The organism is Mycobacterium sp. 1482292.6, assembly GCF_001672995.1.
Classification (GTDB): Bacteria; Actinomycetota; Actinomycetes; order Mycobacteriales; family Mycobacteriaceae; genus Mycobacterium; species Mycobacterium europaeum_A.
In genome coordinates, this window is record NZ_LZKV01000061.1 from 1 (window position 1) to 17,102 (window position 17,102).

Below are 17,102 nucleotides of genomic sequence, written 5' to 3' on the forward strand. Positions count from 1 at the left end.
CCTGCTGCCCAAGCACCACGAGGCCAGCGCGGTCTGGTGGCGTCAGCTCGCCGGGATGTCCTATGTGTGGTGGGCGCTGGCGGTGCTCGTCACGGTGGGTGTCACCGTCACCGCCCGCGGATTGGCGCGGGATACGGCCCCGCAGCAGCTGGCGCCGGCTACCGCCGTCGGCTAACCGGCCGCGGTCTCGGGGATCCGGACGGCCTCGCCATTGGCGGCGCCGTCGTCACCGCCCTTTTTTAGGCTCGCCGCGTAGATGTCGACGTATTCCTGACCGGACAGCCCCATCAGCTCATAGATCACTTCGTCGGTGACGGCCCGCTCGATGAAGCGGTTGCCGGCCAGCCCGTCGAACCGGGAGAAGTCCATCGGCTTGCCGAAGCGGACGGTGACCCGGCCGAACCGCAACATGTTCGTCCCGGGCGGGTTGACGACGTTGGTGCCGATCATCGCGACCGGGATCACCGGAACACCGGTCTCCAGCGCCAGCCGGGCCAGTCCCGTCTTGCCTTTGTACAGCCGGCCGTCCGGCGACCGGGTGCCCTCGGGGTACATGCCCAGCAGCTTGCCCTGGCTCAGCACCTGCTGCGCCGTCGTGAGCGCGGCCCGGGCGCTGTCGGCGTCGGTGCGGTCGATCGGCACCTGGCCGACGGCGGTGAAGAACCACCGCTGGAACCAGCCCTTGAAACCGGTGCCGGTGAAGTACTCCGACTTGGCCAAAAACGTGATGCGGCGACGCACCACCAGCGGAAGGTAGAAGCTGTCCATCACCGCCAGGTGGTTACTGGCCAGTATCGCCGGCCCGGAACTCGGAACGTGTTCTAGGCCTTCGACTTTCGGGCGCCCCAGCAGTGACAGCAGCGGGCCGAGGAGCACGTACTTGAACAGCCAGTACCACATGGCCCTCCCTCTCGGCTATTCCCGCTGATGTTCTGCGCCAACTGTACCCATCCCCACCCGAACCGACCACCTGCGACGCAGGCGGCTCACTCCTCGAGCGTGACCGGGATGGGCTGATACCGGGTCCGCGATGCGGCGTCGGCGGGAGCGCCGGGCCCGCCACCGGGCGGACCGTCGGGCGGCGGTTCCGGCGCCGGGCCGCCGGACCGGTCGATGTCGTTGACGATGTCGCGAATCACCTCGAGCAGGGCGATGCTGTGGTCGGCGATCGCGGTGAGCAACGGGTGCTGGTCGCCGGTGGCCAGCGCGGCCAGCGCGCATACCGGGCACCACACCTGTTGGCACTTACCGGTGCCCACGCCCGCGCCGGCCGTCAGCGCCGCCGCCGCGCGCACCGCGGGGTCGATGCCGTCGAGGATCGTCTGGGCGAGCCTGCGCAGTTCCGGACCGATGTCGGAATGACCCCCACCACTCACTTCGGCCACACCTCCGGATCTGGTTGAAAACGCACCGTCAGTTCGCTACCCCGTAGGTGTGCGTCCAACACGGTGCACCGCCGAAGTACTGATGCCAACCTAACCCTGCGCCGCAATCCCCCGGCGCTGATGATCAGATCGTCATCGACGCGGCCCAGCGTCAGGCCCGACGGATCGAGTTGCGGCAACACCAGCCGCATCCGGTAGACGGACCCTAGTCCCGTCCCGGATTCGAGGTCCACGGTGGGCCGCAACGGACCCGGCGGCGCCGTGCCGCCGCGGCGCCGCGCCGCGTCGAGCAGCCCGCTCAGCGCCTTGGGGCCGATCGGCTCGCCGGACAGGTGCGGGGTCATCACCAGCGCCACCTCGCCGATGGTGGCGTCGAGCTCGTCGAGCACGCTGCGCTGCTCGGCGATGCGCTCGGTGTACCAGTAGAAGGCGGGGTGCTCGGGCAGATTGCGGTACTCGTACGAGTCATCTTGCAGCAGAACCTGATTCACGATCAGCTCTTCGACCCGCACGCCCATCAGGGCCAGCGAGCCCAGCGTTCGGGCCGCCTCGGCCGCGACCACCCGCTCGGGGGTCAGCACCAGGTGCGCACTCACCAGATCGCCGTCGGTGAGCAGCGCGCTCAGCGACTCCACCTCCGAGCTGATCCGCTCGAGCAGCTCGACCACCGCCGCCGACCGGGCGTCGTCGGCGGTGACCGACAGCCGGCGATGCCGCGGCCAGGCCCGCTCGACGTACAGCCCGAAGGTGGCGGGCAAAGTCAGCATTCGCAGGGCGTCGGCGGTCGACGCGCAATCGACCACCACCCGATCCCATCGCCCGCTGCGGGCCAGCCCGCCGACGGCGTGCAGCCCGAGAACTTCCTGCACCCCGGGCAGGGCCGAAAGTTCTTCGGGCGCAATGGTACCCAGTTCGGAGTCGGGAAAACGCCGATCCAGGGTGGCGACGACCTCACGCCAGCGGACCTCGAGCAGCGCCAGCGTGTCCAAGGCCAGTGCGTCGAGAAACCCGCCGCCGGCCTCCGCTTGCCCGGTGTCCAGGTCGGCCAGCACCCGCACCAGGTCGCCCCGACTCGGCGAGACGGGAACGCCCAGTACGTCACCCAGCGAGTGCGCCTGGTCGGTGGAGATCACCAGCACCCGTTGCCCGGCGCTCGCGGCACCGACGGCGGTGGCGCAGGCCAGGGTGGATTTCCCTACCCCGCCTTTGCCGACGAAAAGGCTGATCCGGGCCGGGGCGGGCGCTCCGAATTCAGTGGACTCACTCAGCCTCGACTCGTTTCTTCAGATCCTTCAACGCGGTGTCGGTCAACCGGCGCTCGGCCTTGCGCTTGAGCAGCCCGATCATCGGCATGGCCAGGTCGACGGAGAGTTCGTAGGTGACTTCGGTGCCAGATCCCTTGGCCGCCAGTCGATATGAGCCTTCCAGCGCACGCAGCAGCGAGCTCGAGACCAGCGTCCAGCTCACCGATTGGCGATCCTTGGGCCACTCGTAGGACATCACCATCGTGTCCTTGATCACCGTGGCGTCCATGACGATCCGCGCAACCTTCGGGTAGCCGTCGGCGTCCTTCTCCTGGACCTCGGCTTCCTTGTACTCCGAGATCCACTGGGGGTAGGAATCGATGTCGGCGATCACCTGCATCACGGTGGCCGGGTCGGCCTCGATGTAGATGGTTTGCGTCGTCTTCTCCGCCACCTGATTGCTGCCCTCTCTCCCGCGAACGGATCGACCGCTGTCGACTGTGGGGATCCCGCGGGTCTCGGTCCGACACGGTACTCTCCGCGGCGGACCCGACCCGGCTAAACTACCGGAGAAACTCCGACCGGACGTGACCGTTCCAGTGTCGTCTTGACCTCGAAGGCCATTTTCTTGCCCGCCACCCGACGGCGGTGCGTCATCTTCGCCAAGTTCAGCTTGGCCAGCTGCCAGGCCGCCACCCCGGTCGGCTCGGCGTGCAGGAAGTAGTGCAGCACGACGCCGTCCAGCGACGGTTCCAGCCAGATTTCCATGGTGCCCGTCAACGCGCCGGTGACCGACCACCGGATGCCCTTTTCCCCGCGGTCCTCGACGACCTCCAGCCGCAGGTCCGGCCACCAGCGCCGCCAGCTGGACCGATCGGCCACCGCGGCGCCCACCCGCGCGCCGTCGGCGGCGACAAACGTCTCATCCGCGATCTGGATGCTGTTCATCACCCCAGCTTCACACACCGGCCCGCGCCGCCCCGCCGAGGGCGGGCCGGACGTCGCGGCCCGCAATCGCGGTCCCGGCCCACCCACTGCTAGCCGTGCTGGGTCAACGCGCGGATTAGGCTGGTCGGCAGCAACCCGCTCCCGGGAATCTCCACGAGGTCGATTGAGGTCATAAGAGTGCGTGAGTACAGCGTCCCCGCCCGCTTCTCCGTCGGCGAAAACGACAACATCGCCGCGATGGTCTTCGAACACGAGCGCGACGACCCCAACTTCGTCATCTACCAGCGTCAGATCGACGGCGAGTGGACCGACGTCACCTGCGCCCAGGCGGCCGAGCAGATCCGCTCGGCCGCATTGGGTTTGATCTCCCTGGGCGTAGAGGCCGGCGACCGGGTGTCCATCTTCTCGGCCACCCGCTACGAATGGGCGATCCTCGACCTGGCCATCCTGGCGGTGGGTGCGGTCACCGTGCCGATCTACGAGACGTCGTCGGCCGAGCAGGTCCGCTGGGTGCTACAGGATTCCGAGGCGGTGCTGGCGTTCGCGGAAACCGACGAGCACGCGGCCATGGTCACCGAGCTGACCGCCGAACTACCCGCGCTGCGCCGGGTGCTGCACATCGACGGTTCGGGGCCCAAGGCGCTCGACCAGCTCGTGGAGGCCGGCGCGTCGGTGGCACCGGCCGAGCTGACCGCGCGCCTCGAGGCGCTGCGGGCGTCGGACCCGGCCACCCTGATCTACACGTCGGGCACCACGGGGCGGCCCAAGGGCTGCCAGCTGACCCATTCGAATCTGCTGTATGAGACCCGCGGCGCCAAGGAGAGCCTGCCGACGCTGCTCGACGAGGGCCAGCGGCTGCTGGTGTTCTTGCCGCTGGCGCACGTGCTGGCGCGCTCGCTCACGTTGTCCGCGTTCGCCAACAAGGTCACCGTCGGCTTCACCAGCGACATCAAGAACCTGGTGCCGCTGTTCGCGGTGTTCAAGCCGACCGTGGTGGTGTCGGTGCCGCGGGTGTTCGAGAAGGTTTACAACACCGCCGAGCAGAACGCCTCGAACGACGGCAAGGGCCGGATCTTCGCGGCGGCCGTCCAAACCGCCGTCGACTGGAGCGAGGCGCAGGACCGCGGCCGCCGCGGCCCGCTGCTGCGCGCCAAGCACGCCCTGTTCGACCGGCTGGTGTACAACAAGCTGCGCGCCGCGCTGGGCGGTGACTGCCACGCGGCCGTCTCCGGCGGCGCGCCGCTGGGCTCGCGGCTGGGGCACTTCTACCGCGGCGTCGGCCTGACCATCCACGAGGGTTACGGCCTGACCGAGACCAGCTCGGCGATCACCGTCAACCAGGTCGGCAACGTCAAGATCGGCACGGTCGGAACGTTGGTGCCGGGCAACAGCATGCGCATCGCCGAGGACGGCGAACTGCTCGTGCGCGGCGGCGTGGTGTTCACCGGCTACTGGCGTAACGAGCAGGCCACCCGCGACGCGTTCACCGATGGCTGGTTCAGGACCGGCGACCTGGGCGTGCTCGACGAGGACGGCTTCTTGAAGATCACCGGGCGCAAGAAGGAGATCATCGTCACCGCCGGCGGCAAGAACGTCGCGCCGGCCGTCCTGGAGGACCGGCTGCGGGCCCACCCGTTAATCAGTCAGGCGATGGTGGTCGGGGACAACAAGCCGTTCATCGGCGCGCTGATCACCATCGACCCCGAGGCGTTCGACGGCTGGAAGCAGCGCAACCAGAAGGGCGCCGGCGCCTCGGTGGGCGATCTGGCCACCGACCCCGACCTGGTCGCCGAGGTGGACGCGGCCATCAAGGACGCCAATCAGGCTGTGTCGCATGCGGAATCGATCCGCAAGTTCCGCATCCTGCCGGTCGATTTCACCGAGGACACCGGCGAACTGACGCCGACGATGAAGGTCAAGCGTAACGTGGTGGCCGAGAAGTTCGCCTCCGACATCGAGGCCATCTACGAGAAGGACTAATGGCGCCGGTCAGCCCAGCAGCGCGCCCAGCCGCGCCGCCAGGGTGTCCCACCGCCACTGGGCCATCACCCAGTCGCGCCCGGCCGCGCCCATCGCGGCCGCGCGGTCGCGATCGGTCAGCAATTCGGTGACGGCACCGGCGATCTCGGCCACCTCGCGGCCGTCGACGACCAACCCGGTCTTGTTGTGCTGCACCGTTTCTGGGGCTCCCCCGGATTTGCCGGCGATGACCGGCACGCCGGTCGCCGAGGCCTCGAGGTACACGATGCCCAACCCCTCGACGTCCAGCCCGGCACCGCGGGTGCGGCACGGCATCGCGAACACGTCGGCCAGCGCGTGATGCGTGGCCAACTCGGCGGCCGGTACGCCGCCGGTGAACGTCACGTCGTCTTCCACCCCGCACTCACGGGCCAGCGCGCGCAGCGAGTCCATATACGGGCCGCCGCCGACGATGACCAATGCGGCGCCGTCGACGCGCCGCCGGATCGACGGCAGGGCCTTGATGAGCATGTCCTGGCCCTTGCGTGGCACCAGCCGCGACACGCACACCACGGTGGGCCGCTCGCCCAACCCGTAACGGTCCCGCAGCTCGGCCCGGCCCGCCGGGTCGGGCCGGAACCGTTCGGTGTCCACACCCGAGGGCAGGTATTCCAGCGACGCCTGGGGGCCGAACGCCGGCGCGAACCGGGACCGAGTGTAGCGGCTGACGAACGTGACGACGTCGGTGTCGTCACCGATGCGGCGCAGCACCGAGCGGGCGACCGGAAGCATCGACCACCCGACCTCGTGGCCGTGGGTGCTGGCCAGCACGCGGCTCGCCCCGGCCCCGCGGGCGCGGGAGGCCAACAGCGCCAGCGGCGCGGCCGCGCCGAACCAGACCGTGTCGATGCCGCCCTCGGCGATCAGCCGCCGCATCCGGGCGTCGACCGCCGGGCCGGGCAGCATCAGGGTGCCCGGATGGCGCACCACCCGATAACCGGCGGCCTCGGCTGAGTGGTCGAAGGCGTCGGCGCCCTTCCACTGCGGCGCGTACACCGTCACCGTATGCGGCCCGGCGTCGACCAGCCGGCCGACGAACTCGCCGAGGTACGACTGGATGCCGCCCGGGCGGGGCGGAAAGTCGTTGGTTACCAGCAGGACCCGACTCACCTGCGACAGGCTAGCCTGGCGCCGGCGCACCCCGCGCACACGGTCCGAGCCGTGCGATGCGGCCTTAGTGGCCCAGCCACTGATGCCAGCGCGTGAGCAGGCCCGCCGGGCTGTCGCCCAGCACATCCTGACCGGCGGCGGCGATGTCGACATGCCGCACGCCGCAGGTGGCCAGGTAGAGGTCGCGCAATTTCGGCGCTCCGTAGGTGTCGGCGACGAACCGGGCGAACCACCACGCGCGGTCGTAGGCCAACGAGCGCTGCTCCCCCGGCACGTCGAGATCGGCGTCGGTGGGCAACGTCATGGGCAGCAGCGTCTCGGCGGGCACCGGCACGGGCGGGCGGCCGACGAAGTCGGCCACCCCCTCGGTGAGCCAGCGAGGTGCATCCGCGACGGTGTCGACGCGCGCGGCGTAGTGAAAAAGCTCGTGCGCCAACACGATTCGCAACGATGCGGCGCTCATGGTGGCCGCGCCGGGCGCGAACACGATCCGCTGGCCCTCGGCGACCCGGCGAACGGGATCGAGCCGGTCGACCACCGTCACGGCCGCGATGTCGGCCCACTGCGACGCCGGTCCCCCGCCGGCGGCGGCGCGAAATTCCTCGTCGGTGCCGGCCGCGACCACCGAGATCTCACGGGCCCAGTCGGTACCCCAGAACGACTCCACCGCGGCGATCGCCGCGGGCATGCCCGACGCCACCCGGGACAGCAGCCGGTCGCTGGCGGGGCCGCCGAGCCCCAGCAGCCGCACGGTGCGGTCGCCGACGGTGATCGACCTGGCCGACGCGGGGAGTTGGCTGCGGGCCGGGGTGACCAGCTGGGCGGGCCGGATCCGGGCTTCGCGCTGGGCGTCGAACGGCACGGCCGCGGCCACCAGCAGTTCGACGACGAATACCCAAGCCAGCAGTATCGAGAGCCGCCGGCGACGCGGTCGGGGGTGTCTAGTAACGGCGAGCGTCGTAGATCGGACCGCCGGCGCTCATCGGCGCCACCCGGACCGGCACGCCATAGGTAGAGGAATGGATCATCATGCCGTCACCGATGTAGATGCCGGTGTGCGAGGCGTCGGAGTAGAAGGTCAGCACGTCACCGGGCTGCAGATCACCCAGCGAGACGGGCTGCCCGCCGTGGGCCAGCGCCTGGCTGGAGTGCGGCAGCGAAATGCCGGCTTGCTGGAATGCCCACATCACCAGGCCGGAACAGTCGAAACCGCCGGGTGCGGAGCCGCCCCACACGTAGGGCGAACCGACCTGGGTCAGCGCGGCCTGCACGACGGTGGCGCGGTCACCGCCGCCGACACCGCCAGGCGTCGTTCCGGGCATGCCCGGCATTCCGCCGGCGGGCGGAGCCTCACCCGGCGCCTGCCCGGCGGGCGCGCCCGGGGGCGCCGCTTCCGGGGGTGCCGGAGCGCCGGGAGGCGGGGCGGGGTTGGCCAGCGCGGTGCGCTGATCGGCCGTTAAAGACAGGTATTGGGACTTGACCACCGCGATCTGCACCTGCAGCTGGCTCTGCTTGGACTGAAGGCTCGCCCGGACCGCCGCGGCCTGCTCGGCCGCGCTCTTGGCGTCGGCGGCCGACTTGGCGGACTCGCGCTCGGCCTTGGCGGCCTGCTCCCCGGCGATCTGGAAGCTCTTCATCTGGTCGGTCATCTGCGTGGCCATCACGCGCTGCACCGCCAGCTTGTCGATCAGGCCCTGCGGCGAGCCGGCGGTCAGGATGGCTTCCATGCCGTCGACGCGACCACCCATGTAGGTCGCGGCGGCCAGCTTGTTGACCGAATCCTGATACGAGGCCAGATGCGCCTTCGCCGCATCGACCGCGGCCTGGTCGTCGATGTGCTTCTTGTCCGCCGCGCGCTGGGCGGCCAGCTTGTCGTTCAGATCCAGCTGGGCGCTGTGCATCGCCTCGGTGGTCTGCTCGGCCTGGCGCGACAGTTGGTTGAGTTTTGCCGTGGCGTCTTCGGCCGGGTCTGCCCACACGGGGGCCGTCACCACACCGGACAAGATCGCGAAGCCAGCTAGCGTCCCTATTGCCGAACGTGTGAGGACACGCGCAACCGGGTACCTAGATGCAAGCCTCAAGATTTGCTTCCTTAAACGGCCATAGACGAAAAGGTCGTCGAGCTGGTTTAGGTCTCAAACAGGTTACGAAACGATATCGGCGTTTGTCCAAAGCGAGCGGTTAAGAAATTAGAAAGAATCCTGTCATTTCTATGTGAATCGTTTCGCGTTCGCGAGGACCTTTGCGGGACAAGGCAATTACGCTACACCAGAGCCACGGTCCCGACGAATCGGGACAAGCCGAAGGCGCGGCGCCAACCCGGCCTCGGCGAGAACCTCCAAAGCCGCTCGCTCGTCCTGCAATAAAGTATCCGGAACCCCGAGTATCACGCTGACGACACAGTCGCGGCAGCCGGGGCCGCGCACCGCGCACTCGTCGCAGTCGATCACCACCGGCGTCCCCGGGTCGGGCGGCGTCATGCCGATGTCGGTGGGTTCGGTTCGTGGTGCCATCGGGGTGGGTCCTCTCGCTTGGGCTCCGGCACAGTGGGTCAGCGAACATCACGCCGGACTGCCCGAACCGTAACCGCGGCCACCGACAGGTATCCGTCCCCGCGCTCCGGCGTGGGAGCCGCCCGGGTGTCGGTCGTCGGGCTTAACGTCACCGCCGTGGCTTCCCGGGGCGCGACGCAGCTGAGCTTCGCCGACGTCGGGGCACCGTTCACGCCCGACGAGCTGTCCCTGCGCGAGACCACGTTCGTCGTCGTGGACCTGGAGACCACCGGTGGGCGCACCAAGGCCACCGGGGGAACCGCCCCCGACGCCATCACCGAGATCGGGGCGGTCAAGGTGCGCGGCGGCGTGGTGCTCGGCGAGTTCGCCACGCTGGTGGATCCGCAGCGCAGCATCCCGCCCCAGGTCGTGCAGCTGACCGGCATCACCACCGCGATGGTCTGCGACGCACCGGCCATCGACGCGGTGCTGCCGATGTTCTTCGAGTTCGCCGGCCTGGACCACGGCACGGTGCTGGTCGCCCACAACGCCGGGTTCGACGTCGGCTTCCTACGGGCGGCCGCGCAACGGTGCGACATCGCCTGGCCGCGCCCGCAGGTGCTGTGCACGGTCCGGCTGGCCCGCCGGGTGCTGTCCCGCGAGGAAGCGCCCAGCGTCCGGCTGGCCGCCCTGGCCCGGCTGTTCGCGGTGGCCACTCAGCCCACCCACCGCGCCCTCGACGACGCCCGCGCCACCGTCGACGTGCTGCACGCCCTCATCGAGCGGGTGGGCAACCAGGGCGTGCACACCTACGCCGACCTGCGCGCCTACCTGCCCGACGTGACACCCGCGCAGCGCCGCAAGCGGGTGCTCGCCGAGGGACTGCCGCGCCGGCCCGGCGTGTATCTGTTCCGCGGGCCGTCGGGCGAGACGCTCTACATCGGCACCGCCGTCGACCTGCGACGACGGGTCGGCCAGTACTTCACCGGCGCCGACCCGCGCGGCCGGATGAAGGAGATGGTCGCGCTGGCAGAGTCGGTCGACCACGTCGAGTGCGCCCATGCGCTGGAGGCCGGCGTGCGCGAGCTGCGGCTGCTGGCCGCGCACGCCCCGCCATACAACCGGCGGTCCAGGTTTCCGCACCGATGGTGGTGGGTGGCGCTGACCGACGAGGCCTTTCCCCGCCTGGCGGTGGTGCGGGCGCCGCGACACGAGCGGGCCGTCGGCCCGTTTCGGGCCCGCGCCGACGCCGCCGACACCGCCGCCCTGCTGGCCCGGTTCACCGGCCTGCGCACCTGCACCAACCGGCTGGGGCGCTCGGCGTTGCACGGGCCGTCGTGCCCCGAGGCGGAGGTGTCGCCATGCCCGGCCGCGCGCGGCGTGACCGCCACCCAGTACGCCGGCGCCGTCGCGCGGGTCGCGGCGTTGATCGACGGCGCGGACAACGGCGCGCTGCGCTCGGCGGTGGACCAGGTCGGCGTGCTCGCGCAGCGGCATCACTTCGAGAGCGCCGCGCGGCTGCGCGACCGCATCGTCACCGCGGTCGAGACGCTGTGGCGCGGGCAGCGACTGCGCGCGCTGGCGGCGCTGCCCGAGCTGATCGCGGCCGCGCCCGACGGCCAGGGTGGCTATCAGCTGGCCGTCATCCGCCACGGTCAGCTCGCCGCGGCGGGCAGCGCCAGGCGCGGCGTGCCCCCGATGCCGGTCGTCGACGCGATTGTCGCTGGGGCACAAGCGATTCTGCCCACGCCGGGCCCCCTGGGCGGCGCGCTGGTCGAGGAGACCGCGCTGATCACGCGCTGGTTGACCGCGCCCGGCGTGCGAATCGTCAGGGTCGCCGAGGACGGCTGGGCTTCCCCGCTGCGGTCGGCCGGTGCCTGGTCGGCGTGGGCCGCGACGGCCCGCTCGGCGCGGCTGGCCGCAGAACAGGTTGCGGCCCAAGAATTCCGGGACTCAGACCTGCTCGCCGAACCGCACCCATCGCGCGAGCAGGTGTTCGGCCGCACCGGAATCGATGGCGGCGCAGGCGCGGGCCAACCCGTCCTCCCACGCCGGCAACCATTCAGCGCGGCTGGATAACCCGGCGTGCGCGACGATGGCGCCGGCGGCATTGAGCACGACGGCGTCGCGCACCGGGCCCTTGCCGCCACTCAGCACCGCGCGCACCTCGGCCGCGTTGGCCTGCGCGTCACCGCCCAGCAGGTCGTCGAGATCGGCCCGGGGGAAACCGAATCCGGCCGGATCGAACGTCAGCCTGTCCACCGTGCCCGCCTGCACCCGCCAGATGGTGCTGGTCGTGGTGGTCGTCAACTCGTCGAGCCCGTCGTCACCGTGCACCACCAGCACGCTGGACCGGCGGGCGGCGAACACGCCCGCCATCACCTCGGAGAGGTCAGCGAACGCGCAGCCGATCAAGCCCGCCCGCGGCCGCGCCGGATTGGTAAGCGGCCCAAGGAGATTGAACACCGTCGGCACGCCGATCTCGCGGCGCACCGCGGAGGTGTGCCGGTAGGACGGATGAAACAGCGGCGCGAAGCAGAACCCGATGCCCACCTCGGCGAGGCTGCGCGCGACCTCGTCGGGCCCCAGGTCGATCCGGACGCCGAGCGCCTCGAGCGTGTCGGCGCCGCCGGACAGCGACGATGACGCCCGGTTGCCGTGTTTGACCACCGGCACCCCGGCGGCCGCGGCGACGATCGCCGCCATGGTGGACAGGTTCACGGTGTTGACGCCGTCGCCACCGGTTCCCACGATGTCGACGGTGTCGTCGCGGATGGCGGGCATCGGCAGCGCGTGGTCGAGCATGACGTCGGCCAGCTCGATGACTTCGGCCGAGGTGGGAACCTTCACCTGCATCGCCACCGCGAAGGCCGCGATCTGGGCCGGGCTGGCGTCGCCGGCCATGATCTGGTCCATGGCCCAGGCGGCCTGCCCGCGGGACAGGTCCTCACCGCCCGTCAGACGCGACAGGACCTGCGGCCACGACGGCGCCGGCGCGCCGGACGGCGCGGCCGGGGACGGCGAAGCGTGCGATGACGAAGCCACGCGCCGATGGTCCCACGAGCACCACACCGGCCCCAACCGTCGAGCGCGACGGGCGCGAGCGCGACGCCCCAGACCTCAATTGCCGCCCCGGGTGGAGTTCAACAACTACAAAGCGTCATACTTGCGTATGTGACCAGCGCTGCCGGGACTTCGGGTACTGCAATTACGTCGCGGGTGCATTCGCTGAACCGACCCAACATGGTCAGCGTCGGCACCATCGTCTGGCTTTCCAGCGAGCTGATGTTCTTTGCTGGCCTCTTCGCGATGTACTTCACCGCTCGCGCCCAATCGGGCGGAAAGTGGCCGCCGCCGCCGACCGAGCTGAACCTGTACCAGGCCGTCCCCGTGACATTGGTGCTGATCGCGTCGTCGTTTACCTGCCAGATGGGGGTGTTCGCGGCCGAGCGCGGCGACGTGTTCGGGCTGCGCCGCTGGTACGTGCTCACCTTCCTGATGGGCCTATTCTTCGTTTGCGGACAGGGCTACGAGTACTACCATCTGGTGACGCACGGGACCACCATCCCCGGCAGCGCCTACGGCAGCGTGTTCTACCTGGCGACCGGATTCCACGGTTTGCACGTCACCGGCGGATTGATCGCCTTCATCTTCTTGCTGGCCCGCACCGCGATGAGCAAGTTCACGCCGGCGCAGGCGACGGCCAGCATCGTCGTCTCGTACTACTGGCATTTCGTCGACATCGTGTGGATCGCGCTGTTCGCCGTGATCTATTTCATCCGATGAGCAGGCGCTGGACGAACAGGAGTGCTCGGTTGAAGAAACTGGGATCGACCCGATCCGGTGCGGCCAAGGCGCCGCAGGCGCAGCGCGACCGTTCGCGGCGGCGGCTGCGTCGCCGGTTGTCCGGCGGCCTGCTGCTGCTGATCGCGCTGACCATCGCCGGTGGCCTGGCCGCCATCCTGACGCCGCGGCCGCAGGTGGCCGTCGCGGACGAGTCGAACTCGGCGCTGCTGCGCACCGGCAAGCAGCTGTTCGACACGTCGTGCGTGTCCTGCCACGGCGCGAACCTGCAGGGCGTGCCCGACCGCGGGCCGAGCCTGATCGGCGTCGGCGAGGAAGCCGTCTACTTCCAGGTCTCCACCGGCCGGATGCCCGCGATGACCGGCGAGGCCCAGGCGCCGCGCAAGGAACCGATCTTCGACGAGGCGCAGGTCGACGCCCTGGGCGCCTACGTGCAGGCCAACGGCGGCGGCCCAACGACGGTGCGCAACCCGGACGGCAGCCTGGCGATGCGCTCGCTGCGCGGCCAGGACCTGGGACGCGGCGGTGACCTGTTCCGGCTGAACTGCTCGTCGTGCCACAACTTCACCGGCAAGGGCGGGGCGCTGTCGTCGGGTAAGTACGCGCCGGACCTCGAGCCCGCCAACGAGCAGCAGATCCTGGCGGCCATGCGGACCGGTCCGCAGAACATGCCGAAGTTCTCCGACCGTCAGCTGTCGTTCGAGGCCAAGAAGGACATCATCGGCTACATCAAGGCGGTGACCGAGGAGCGCCAGCCGGGCGGTTACGGCCTCGGCGGATTCGGGCCCGCACCCGAGGGCATGGCCGCCTGGATCATCGGGATGGTCGCCGCCATCGGGCTGGCACTGTGGATTGGGGCACGAGCATGAGCCGCGCCGAGACGATGCAGAGCGAAGCGATGAGGAGGAGCGGCGCAAATGAGTGAGGCGGACGTTCGCGGCTCTGACACCGGCGGGAGCCCGCAGGGCACCGGCGAGCGCGAGCCCGATGACGCGGCCCTGGCCGCCATGTCGCAGCAGGAACTGGTGGCCCTGGGCGGCAAGCTGGATGGCGTCGAGACGGTGTTCAAGGAGCCCCGCTGGCCGATCGAGGGCACCAAGGCCGAAAAGCGCGCCGAGCGTGGCGTCGCCGTCTGGCTTTTGCTGGGCGGGTTCTTCGGCCTGGCGCTGCTGCTGATCTTCTTGTTCTGGCCGTGGGAGTACAAGCCGAAGGAGGAGGCCGGCAGCTTCCTCTATGACCTGGCCACCCCGCTCTACGGGCTGACATTCGGGATGGCGATCCTGTCGATCGGCGTCGGCGTCATCCTGTACCAGAAACGCTTTATCCCGGAAGAGATTTCGATCCAGGACCGCCACGACGGCGCCTCGCGCGACGTCGACCGCAAGACGGTGGTGGCGAACCTGGCCGACGCGTATCAGGGATCGACGGTCGGGCGGCGCAAGCTGATCGGCCTTTCGCTGGGGATGGGGCTGGGCGCGTTCGGCCTGTCCACCCTGGTCGCGTTTGCCGGCGGACTGATCAAGAACCCGTGGAAGCCGGTGGTGCCGACCGCCGACGGCAAGAAGGCCGTGCTGTGGACCTCGGGGTGGACCCCGCGCTATCACGGCGAGACCATCTATCTGGCGCGCGCGACGGGCTCGGCCTCCACCTCGCCGTTCGTCAAGATGCGCCCCGAAGACCTCGACGCCGGCGGCATGGAAACCGTCTTCCCGTGGCGCGAGTCCGACGGGGACGGCACCACCCCCGAATCGCAGGAGAAGCTGCGGGCCATCAACCAGGGTGTGCGAAACCCGGTGATGCTCATCAGGATTCGGCCCACCGACATGGGCCGCGTGGTCAAACGGCAGGGCCAGGAGAGCTTCAACTTCGGTGAGTTCTTCGCCTACACCAAGGTGTGCTCGCACCTGGGCTGCCCCGCATCGCTGTACGAGGAGCAGTCCTACCGGATCCTGTGCCCGTGCCACCAGTCGCAGTTCGACGCGCTGCACTTCGCCAAGCCGATTTTCGGGCCGGCCGCGCGTGCGTTGGCGCAACTGCCGATCACCATCGACACCAACGGGTATCTGGTCGCCAACGGCGACTTCGTCGAGCCCGTCGGACCGGCATTCTGGGAGAGGACGACAACATGAGTCCGAAACTGAGTCCCCCGAAGATCGGCGATGTCCTGGCCCGTCAGGGCGAGGACATCGACACGCGTTATCACCCGTCGGCCGCGGTGCGCAGACAGCTCAACAAGGTCTTCCCCACGCACTGGTCGTTCCTGCTGGGCGAGATCGCGATGTACAGCTTCATCGTGCTACTGCTCACCGGCGTCTACCTGACGCTGTTCTTCGATCCGTCCATGGCCGAGATCACCTACAACGGCGCCTATCAGCCGCTGCGCGGCGTGGACATGTCGAAGGCCTTCGCGTCGACCCTCGACATCTCCTTCGAGGTGCGCGGCGGATTGTTCGTGCGTCAGGTCCACCACTGGGCCGCGCTGATCTTCTCCGCGTCGATCATGGTGCACCTGGCCCGCATCTTCTTCACCGGCGCCTTCCGGCGGCCGCGTGAGGCCAACTGGGTCATCGGTTCGCTGCTGCTGATCCTGGCCATGTTCGAGGGCTACTTCGGCTACTCGCTGCCCGACGACCTGTTGTCCGGCATCGGGTTGCGCGCCGCGCTGTCCTCGATCACGTTGGGCATGCCGGTGATCGGAACCTGGCTGCACTGGGCCCTGTTCGGCGGTGACTTCCCCTGCGGTGGCGTCGGAAACGAATGCGCCACAGCGGGTTACATCATCCCGCGGATGTACGCCCTGCACATCCTGCTGCTGCCCGGGATCATCCTGGCCCTGATCGGGCTGCACCTGGCCATGGTGTGGTTCCAGAAGCACACCCAGTTCCCCGGCCCCGGGCGCACCGAGCACAACGTGGTCGGCGTGCGCGTGATGCCGGTGTTCGCGGTCAAGTCCGGCGCGTTCTTCGCCGCGATCGTCGGCGTGCTGGGCCTGCTCGGTGGTCTGCTGCAGATCAACCCGATCTGGAACCTGGGCCCCTACAAGCCATCTCACGTCTCGGCCGGTTCGCAGCCGGACTTCTACATGATGTGGACCGAAGGCCTGGCCCGCATCTGGCCGCCGTGGGAGTTCTACTTCTGGCACCACACCATCCCGGCGGTGGTCTGGGTGGCGCTGATCATGGGTGGGGTGTTCGGTCTGCTGATCGTCTACCCGTTCCTGGAGAAGCGGTTCAGCGGTGACTATGCGCACCACAACCTGCTGCAGCGCCCGCGCGACGTGCCGGTGCGCACGTCGATCGGCGCCATGGCGATCGCGTTCTACATGTTGCTGACGCTGTGCGCGATGAACGACATCATCGCGTTCAAGTTCGACATCTCGCTGAACGCGACGACGTGGATCGGGCGCATCGGCATGGTGATCGTCCCGCCGGTGGTCTACTTCATCACCTATCGGTGGTGCATCGGACTGCAGCGCAGCGACCGCGCGGTGCTCGAGCACGGCATCGAGACCGGCATCATCAAGCGGCTGCCGCACGGCGCCTACATCGAGCTGCACCAGCCGCTGGGCCCGGTCGACGACCACGGCCACCCGCTGCCGCTGGCGTACCAGGGTGCGCCCCTGCCCAAGAAGATGAACAAGCTGGGCTCGGGTGGATCCCCCGGTAGCGGCAGCTTCCTGTTCGCCGACCCGGCGTCCGAGGACGCGGCGCTGCGGGAGGCGGCGCACGGCTCCGAGCAACGCGCCCTGACCGCGCTGCGCGAGCACCAGGACGGCCTCAACGGCTCGACGAACGGTTCCACCAACGGCTCGACCAACGGCGAGCACTAGCTAGCCCGGACGGCCCGGCTCCTCATCGGCTTCTTCGTGGCCGACGCGGGAGCCGGGCAATCCTGCACCCGGTCGCGTTGCTTGCGTTGCCCGGTTGCGTGGAGCGCGCCCACAACGCGAGACGTAAACCATTGCGACGACGCACGGCGTGTCGTCGCAACGGTTTACGTGTCGAGTGCGCTGACGCGACGGGACCGGCACATCCTCCCCCGCCTGCCAACCCCGTTGCCGTCGGCGGCTACTGGTCGGCGACGACGCCGCGCAACTGGCG

At 69.5% G+C, this 17,102-nt stretch carries 15 protein-coding genes and 2 pseudogenes; 7 read left to right on the top strand and 10 right to left on the bottom strand.

Features of this window, described 5'->3' with window-relative positions; all coding sequences use genetic code 11:
• Nucleotides 1-175: pseudogene (locus tag A5624_RS28030) on the top strand (alpha-(1-2)-phosphatidylinositol mannosyltransferase); the annotation flags it as partial.
• Here the strand turns inward: A5624_RS28030 and A5624_RS05185 are convergent.
• The 5 genes from A5624_RS05185 to A5624_RS05205 form a co-directional block, all read right to left on the bottom strand.
• Nucleotides 172-900: a 1-acyl-sn-glycerol-3-phosphate acyltransferase gene (locus A5624_RS05185; RefSeq protein ID WP_066862594.1), complete on the bottom strand. Its 729-nt coding sequence runs from the start codon at nucleotides 898-900 to the stop codon at nucleotides 172-174. The pseudogene A5624_RS28030 and the gene A5624_RS05185 overlap by 4 nt on opposite strands.
• A gap of 86 nt (nucleotides 901-986) precedes the next feature.
• A complete protein-coding gene (locus A5624_RS05190; protein ID WP_066862597.1) occupies nucleotides 987-1,385 on the bottom strand; it encodes a hypothetical protein in 399 nt (132 codons plus the stop codon).
• On the bottom strand, nucleotides 1,373-2,653 hold the full coding sequence (locus A5624_RS05195) for an ArsA family ATPase (protein WP_197497923.1): 1,281 nt from the start codon (nucleotides 2,651-2,653) through the stop codon (nucleotides 1,373-1,375). The genes A5624_RS05190 and A5624_RS05195 overlap by 13 nt, the downstream gene beginning before the upstream one ends.
• Complete coding sequence (locus A5624_RS05200) at nucleotides 2,646-3,083, bottom strand: SRPBCC family protein (protein ID WP_066862605.1); 438 nt, start codon at nucleotides 3,081-3,083, stop codon at nucleotides 2,646-2,648. Before A5624_RS05200 ends, A5624_RS05195 begins: the two co-directional genes overlap by 8 nt.
• A 104-nt stretch (nucleotides 3,084-3,187) precedes the next feature.
• Nucleotides 3,188-3,577: a polyketide cyclase / dehydrase and lipid transport gene (locus tag A5624_RS05205; RefSeq protein WP_066862607.1), complete on the bottom strand. Its 390-nt coding sequence runs from the start codon at nucleotides 3,575-3,577 to the stop codon at nucleotides 3,188-3,190.
• A gap of 177 nt (nucleotides 3,578-3,754) precedes the next feature.
• On the opposite strand from A5624_RS05205, the gene A5624_RS05210 reads away from it, so the two are divergent.
• The gene (locus A5624_RS05210; protein ID WP_066862610.1) at nucleotides 3,755-5,557 is read left to right on the top strand and encodes a long-chain fatty acid--CoA ligase; all 1,803 of its coding nucleotides are present in this window, start codon (nucleotides 3,755-3,757) and stop codon (nucleotides 5,555-5,557) included.
• A 9-nt stretch (nucleotides 5,558-5,566) separates the two neighbouring features.
• On the opposite strand, the gene pimB is transcribed toward A5624_RS05210, so the two are convergent.
• The 4 genes from pimB to A5624_RS05230 all read right to left on the bottom strand — a co-directional run bounded on the left by pimB (nucleotide 5,567) and on the right by A5624_RS05230 (nucleotide 9,219).
• Nucleotides 5,567-6,706, bottom strand: coding sequence for a GDP-mannose-dependent alpha-(1-6)-phosphatidylinositol monomannoside mannosyltransferase (gene pimB, locus A5624_RS05215; RefSeq protein ID WP_066862636.1), 1,140 nt, complete (start codon nucleotides 6,704-6,706; stop codon nucleotides 5,567-5,569).
• A gap of 64 nt (nucleotides 6,707-6,770) precedes the next feature.
• A complete protein-coding gene (locus A5624_RS05220) occupies nucleotides 6,771-7,613 on the bottom strand; it encodes a hypothetical protein (protein ID WP_231997737.1) in 843 nt (280 codons plus the stop codon).
• 34 nt (nucleotides 7,614-7,647) lie between these two features.
• Complete coding sequence (gene ripC / locus A5624_RS05225) at nucleotides 7,648-8,787, bottom strand: peptidoglycan hydrolase RipC (protein ID WP_066862616.1); 1,140 nt, start codon at nucleotides 8,785-8,787, stop codon at nucleotides 7,648-7,650.
• A gap of 177 nt (nucleotides 8,788-8,964) precedes the next feature.
• On the bottom strand, nucleotides 8,965-9,219 hold the full coding sequence (locus A5624_RS05230) for a hypothetical protein (protein WP_197497922.1): 255 nt from the start codon (nucleotides 9,217-9,219) through the stop codon (nucleotides 8,965-8,967).
• Nucleotides 9,220-9,375: 156 nt separating this feature from the next.
• Between A5624_RS05230 and A5624_RS05235 the strand changes: the two are divergent.
• Nucleotides 9,376-11,214 (top strand): annotated as a pseudogene (locus tag A5624_RS05235) (DEDD exonuclease domain-containing protein); the annotation flags it as partial.
• On the opposite strand, the gene trpD reads toward A5624_RS05235, so the two are convergent.
• Nucleotides 11,152-12,243 carry an anthranilate phosphoribosyltransferase gene (gene trpD / locus A5624_RS28910; protein ID WP_156748834.1) on the bottom strand — a complete coding sequence of 364 codons (1,092 nt, stop codon included), beginning with the start codon at nucleotides 12,241-12,243 and terminating at the stop codon, nucleotides 11,152-11,154. The pseudogene A5624_RS05235 and the gene trpD overlap by 63 nt on opposite strands.
• A 129-nt stretch (nucleotides 12,244-12,372) precedes the next feature.
• Here trpD and A5624_RS05250 point away from each other — a divergent pair, with 129 nt between their 5' ends.
• Genes A5624_RS05250 through A5624_RS05265 form a run of 4 tightly spaced genes read left to right on the top strand, consistent with a single transcriptional unit; the run spans nucleotide 12,373 to nucleotide 16,831 of the window.
• Entirely contained in the window at nucleotides 12,373-12,984 is a 612-nt protein-coding gene (locus tag A5624_RS05250) for a heme-copper oxidase subunit III (RefSeq protein ID WP_066876644.1), read from the top strand.
• 29 nt (nucleotides 12,985-13,013) lie between these two features.
• Nucleotides 13,014-13,871: a cytochrome c gene (locus A5624_RS05255; RefSeq protein ID WP_066862625.1), complete on the top strand. Its 858-nt coding sequence runs from the start codon at nucleotides 13,014-13,016 to the stop codon at nucleotides 13,869-13,871.
• Nucleotides 13,872-13,919: 48 nt separating this feature from the next.
• Nucleotides 13,920-15,131, top strand: a complete 1,212-nt coding sequence (locus A5624_RS05260; RefSeq protein ID WP_066862630.1) for a ubiquinol-cytochrome c reductase iron-sulfur subunit — start codon at nucleotides 13,920-13,922, stop codon at nucleotides 15,129-15,131.
• Nucleotides 15,128-16,831 carry a cytochrome bc complex cytochrome b subunit gene (locus A5624_RS05265; protein ID WP_066862633.1) on the top strand — a complete coding sequence of 568 codons (1,704 nt, stop codon included), beginning with the start codon at nucleotides 15,128-15,130 and terminating at the stop codon, nucleotides 16,829-16,831. Before A5624_RS05260 ends, A5624_RS05265 begins: the two co-directional genes overlap by 4 nt.
• Nucleotides 16,832-17,102 lie beyond the last annotated feature (271 nt).